Consider the following 5,067-nt stretch of genomic DNA (forward strand, 5'->3'; position numbering starts at 1 on the left):
TCCGCTCCTTGTATGGGGCATCAGTGTAACGAGAATAATTCCTCATCATTCACCATTCCTCATTCCTCATTCAACATTCATCATTCACCATTCATCATTCACCATTCATCATTCATCATTCATAATTCATCATTCACCATTCACCATTCATCATTCATAATTCACCATTCACCATTCATCATTCAACATTCATCATTCATCACTCATCATTCATCTTCAATTTCATACTTACGATTGGTACCAAGTACTAGGAACCATGAGTACCAAGTAAACCGCAGTACAAAAACTCTGTGCCCCCTTTCTTTCCGCGATGAAGAAGTTTTCGTACTTCCACTTTACAACTCCCCCGGATTCACCAGCTGCCCCATAAACAATATCGCCCCAGAGGCCTTCTCCTGGATGAAAAATACAAACGGCCTATCGATGCTGATCACCCGTGGACCGGAGGGCAGGCTCGTCACCACTATTTCCACCACCGTGGCGGCAGCCGCTTCAGTGCCCTTTTCATCTACCTCTATTAAAGCCTCATGTACCACACGGCTGATTTTCAATGGACCCGGTTGCTGTTCAAACAGCTCCGAAAAGTTTCTTGGATGACCCACAAAAGGAGTCTTCAGACCCATTGCCATCAAGTCATTGTTCAGGTTTTCTACCTTATAGGACATCTTGAACTTTGGCATTTCCAGAATTGCGGAGGTTTCATGAGAGTTTTCCCTCCAGGTTTCCAAATTGCTGAGAATCAACTCTTCTTTGATGCCCTCCAACCCTACGTTCTCAGGCAAGATAATTCCCATGCTATATTGACCTGTGCTGTAAGGGATTTCCAGATAGGAATAATCGACTCCATAAGAGGCCCGTATGCTGGCAGCTTCCTTGGTTCTCATCATGTCCACCTGCACATTTCCTCCATTGGATAATTTGAAAGGTTTTTTGGTGGTCAGGTTCCTGTCAAACTGGGATTTCCATTCGGCTTTAAAATATATTGCATTGACAAGAAGTATCACAGCATCAGGGCTGATACTGTCCAGCATGTCTTTAATCAAGCCCTCTGTTTGTCTGTCTATCCAGTCGTTTATATTTCGAACTACCTGGGGAGAAGTGAAATCAGCCGCATCAATATTGGCTTGATAATAATGCTCCATCCGCTCTTTGAAGGGAACCTTCACATTAAGATTCCGATCGTACCAAATGCCGTTGGCAATATTCAGCTTCACTTTTCGGTCCACATCCTTCAGGTACTGGGTTAATTCCAAGGCGGCGCGGTTGGCATCTTCAATATCCAAGTTTTCGAATCTCAACGCTTCCAGATACTCCTCCAGAATTTCATCGACATTCCCATTCATGGCCATTGCCAAAGCCAATTGGACACTATAGGGGCTGTAAAATTGATTTTCATTGGGATCGCTGACCTGCTGAAAAAAATCAAGCGCAAAAGCCTGGCTGGATTTGGAAAGCTCCTTTTCATAATGGCTTAAAGCCCTCAGGTTGGGCAAATTCTCCTCAGGGTTTTCCTGTCCCACACAGGATGCCACAATTAAGAAGAGTGCAGAATAGAATAGGAAAGTTCTCATGGTATCGCCTTTTTCTTTTAAGACGAATGAAATACTAAAAACGCTACTTTTATTGAACCCGGTTTCTTTCGTGAAAAAGGGACTCTGTGAAACCTCAGTGCCATAACTCATTTTAAACTCAGTGGCCAAGTCATTTCCGCGATGAAGCTTCGTGCGACTTATTTTTTAAACAACTTTGTTCGACTTTGTGACCAATTTTCTCCGCGAAGAAGCTCCGCGAAACTCTCCCGATAGCTATCGGGAAAACTCTGCAAAACTCCTATGTGTCCTATTTTTCATCGGACCTTCGACTTTTCCATCAAATTACTTTCCAGTATCTCCAGGTAAAACCCTTCCCACCATTCCACAAGCTCTGGAAGGATTTCGGACCCCTGCTTTTCAATCATATTGGCTGCCCAAAATACCCAACTTATAAAATGGATTACCTGTGGGCTGAGGTTGGACTTTTCATCAAATGAAAGGGCTACACATTGCTCTATAAATTCCTCACTTTTTTCATCCAGCAGGACATCTTTTGATTTGAGATCATTTTGTAGGATGACCACATCATAAAAGCCGGGCATCAGCATACCAAAGTTCACCAAGTTCAGGATGAAAAACCGCTTCTTGCAAACGATGACTTTTTCTGATCGCAGGTTACCGTGGCTTGGATAGTACAGCATATGCTCCTCGGCCCAAAGCAGGTTGTCAAATTGCTCTGCAATAAATTCCGAAAAGGTTTCTGATTTCAGTGTCCTGTCCAGTATGTTCATCGTGCCCCAAAAAAGATCGGGCATAAGAAGCCCCTTTCTATAGGAAAGATACTGGGAATACTTCTGACAAATCTGCCTGAAATAGACATGGCAGCGATAGCTCTCATGGAGTTGCTCCCTGCCATAAAACCTTTCCTTAAAGTAGGATTTCCCTTTTATTCGGGCCGTAGAGATCATAGGTATGTCGAAAAACCTAAAAAAATCCTCCAAAAACAGGGGAAGCAAAGTGTTACGGCTTTTGGGACTGTACACAAACAGGCGCTCACTATCAATCAAACGCACCCTCCCGGATCGCGTAATCAGCGCAGTGGTAAACTTTGGTGGTGGGTTTAATTTATATAAAACCAACCTATACGTTTTATTGATTAGAGTCAGGAGGTAACAAGCAAATTGCCTCAACTTTGCATAGATAATCTCGCTGCCGCTGGATTCCAAAACAGGGGTGGCAAGCTTTGCCACCCCCAATTGCTTTTTGGATTGCTTAGAAAGGAAATTGTTTTTCATGATGACCGATAAGAGAGAATTAAAAAGTATGATTCAATTTACTGAAAACCAGTACTCTAGTCAATGTTTAGTCATGAAAATAAACGTTTAATTTTACCCCAAACCCCGCTCAATATCTTTAATGATGTCATCCACGTGCTCCAAACCAACAGATATCCTCACCAAACCGTCGGTTATACCCACTTGATTCCTTTCCTCCGGAGAAAGTTTACTGTGGGTGGTGGAGGCAGGATGGGTGACAATGGTCCTGCTATCGCCCAAGTTGGCCGTAATGGAGGCCATCTCAAGCCTGTCAATAAAATTCTTGGCCTTTTCCAGCCCACCCTTTATTTCCAGAGTGACGATTCCTCCGCCGTGTTTCATCTGTTTTTTGGCAATCTCATATTGTGGGTGGGAGGGGAGAAAAGGGTATTTCACCTGATCCACCTTGGGATTTCCCTCAAAATACCTGGCCAAGGTCAGCGCATTTTCGCAATGCCTGTCCATCCTCACGGGGAGGGTTTCCATGCTTTTGGCCAACAACCAGCTGTTGAAAGGGGAGATGGCAGGGCCTGTGTGTCTGGTGAAAAACCTCACTTCCTGTATCAGTTCCTCGGTTCCCAGGATCAGGCCTCCCAGCACCCTTCCCTGCCCGTCAATGTATTTGGTTGCTGAGTGGGTTACCAGATGTGCCCCAAATTTTGCCGGCTGCTGAAGATAGGGGGTGGCAAAACAGTTGTCCACCACCAAAATCAAATCATGGGCCTTGGCAAAGTTGCCCAGCCATTCCAGGTCTATGATTTCCAGACCAGGATTGGACGGTGTTTCCACAAAGAGCATCTTGGTGTTGGGCTGCAGCAGCTTTTCCCAATTGCCTATATCGCTGATGTCACCATAGGTATGGGTGATTCCCCATTTGGGAAAAACGCGGGTAAGCAGCTGGTGGGTGGACCCAAATAGCGATCTGGCTGCCAAAATATGGTCGCCTTGCTGCAAAACCGAGGCGATGCTGCCAAACATGGCCGCCATGCCGGAAGCGGTGGCCACGCCGTCGGCAGTGCCTTCAGCAGCACAAACTTTGCTGATCAGATCGTCGGAATTGGGGTTGCTGTAGCGGGAATAAATATTGCCGGGAATCTCCTCGGCAAACATCTGCCGAGCCTCTTCGGCATCGTCGAAAGTAAAACTGGAAGTAAGATAAATGGGGGAAGAATGCGTCCGTTGGTCCGAACGGCCAGCAGTGGTTCTAACCGCGCTGGTCTCTGGGTTTTGATAAGTCATGAATGCTAATTTATAGTTCCATTTGGGTAGGTCTTGGCACCTTTCTCCCGTATGGAGACGGTTGCCAGAGGGTCCAGGAGCCTATTCTCTCGCCTCTTCTTTATAAATCAGTTGCCTGAAGTGATGCAAAGTAAGGGAAAAAAATCCTTAGTACCAAGAGTACCGTTTAGAGGTTTATTCCCGGCGCTGGTGCGCGGCGGGAGGTTTAGGAGTTTAGGGGGTGCACGGCGTCCCCACCCGTCATTGCGATCCCGACCCACCTGTACTCCCAAAAAACAAGTCGGGAGAAGCAATCTGGAACGCGAATCAAGCCTTCCAGGTCTCGTGATTTTTGGAAGACCCCGCGTCATTGCGATCCCGATCAATTAGAACTTCCAGAGAACAGATCGGGAGAAGCAATCTGGAGCCGTACCTCCTTCGCAATGACGTGGTACCCGTCATTGCGATCCCGACCCACCTGTACTCCCAGAAAACAAATCGGGAGAAGCAATCTGGAACGAGAATCAAACCTTCCAGGTCTCGTGATTTTTGCCAGACCCCGCACGTCATTGCGATCCCGATCAATTTGGACTTCCAGAGGACAGATCGGGAGAAGCAATCTTGAGCCGTACCTCCTTCGCAATGACGTGGTACCCGTCATTGCGATCCCGACCCACCTGTACTCCCAAAAAACAAGTCGGGAGAAGCAATCTTAAACGAGAATTAAACCTTCCAGGTCTCGTGAAATTAGCCAGACCCCGCACGTCATTGCGATCCCGATCAATTTGGACTTCCAGAGGACAGATCGGGAGAAGCAATCTTGAGCCGTACCTCCTTCGCAATGACGTGGTACCCGTCATTGCGATCCCGACCCACCTGTACTCCCAAAAAACAAGTCGGGAGAAGCAATCTGGAACGCGAATCAAGCCTTCCAGGTCTCGTGATTTTTGGAAGACCCCGCGTCATTGCGATCCCGATCAATTAGAACTTCCAGAGAACAG

At 46.6% G+C, this 5,067-nt stretch carries 3 protein-coding genes and 1 riboswitch; all 3 genes read right to left on the reverse strand.

All coding sequences use genetic code 11. The features are described from left to right. Positions 1 to 335: 335 nt before the first annotated feature. On the reverse strand, positions 336 to 1,571 hold the full coding sequence (locus KIH41_RS17865) for a serpin family protein (RefSeq protein WP_214163315.1): 1,236 nt from the start codon (positions 1,569 to 1,571) through the stop codon (positions 336 to 338). 275 nt (positions 1,572 to 1,846) lie between these two features. Next, positions 1,847 to 2,827, reverse strand: coding sequence for a hypothetical protein (locus KIH41_RS17870; RefSeq protein WP_214163316.1), 981 nt, complete (start codon positions 2,825 to 2,827; stop codon positions 1,847 to 1,849). A gap of 93 nt (positions 2,828 to 2,920) precedes the next feature. After that, positions 2,921 to 4,087, reverse strand: coding sequence for a trans-sulfuration enzyme family protein (locus KIH41_RS17875; protein WP_214163317.1), 1,167 nt, complete (start codon positions 4,085 to 4,087; stop codon positions 2,921 to 2,923). Positions 4,088 to 4,094: 7 nt separating this feature from the next. Next, positions 4,095 to 4,196, reverse strand: a riboswitch (SAM riboswitch). Between the last annotated feature and the right edge of the window lie 871 nt (positions 4,197 to 5,067).

The organism is Litoribacter ruber (genome assembly GCF_018500185.1).
In the GTDB taxonomy this organism is placed as follows: domain Bacteria; phylum Bacteroidota; class Bacteroidia; order Cytophagales; family Cyclobacteriaceae; genus Litoribacter; species Litoribacter ruber.

Excerpts from the sequence above, each read along its gene's own strand:
- KIH41_RS17865 (WP_214163315.1), bottom strand. The coding sequence starts at position 1,571 with ATGAGAACTTTCCTATTCTATTCTGCACTCTTCTTAATTGTGGCATCC.
- KIH41_RS17870 (WP_214163316.1), bottom strand. The coding sequence starts at position 2,827 with ATGAAAAACAATTTCCTTTCTAAGCAATCCAAAAAGCAATTGGGGGTG.
- KIH41_RS17875 (WP_214163317.1), bottom strand. The coding sequence starts at position 4,087 with ATGACTTATCAAAACCCAGAGACCAGCGCGGTTAGAACCACTGCTGGC.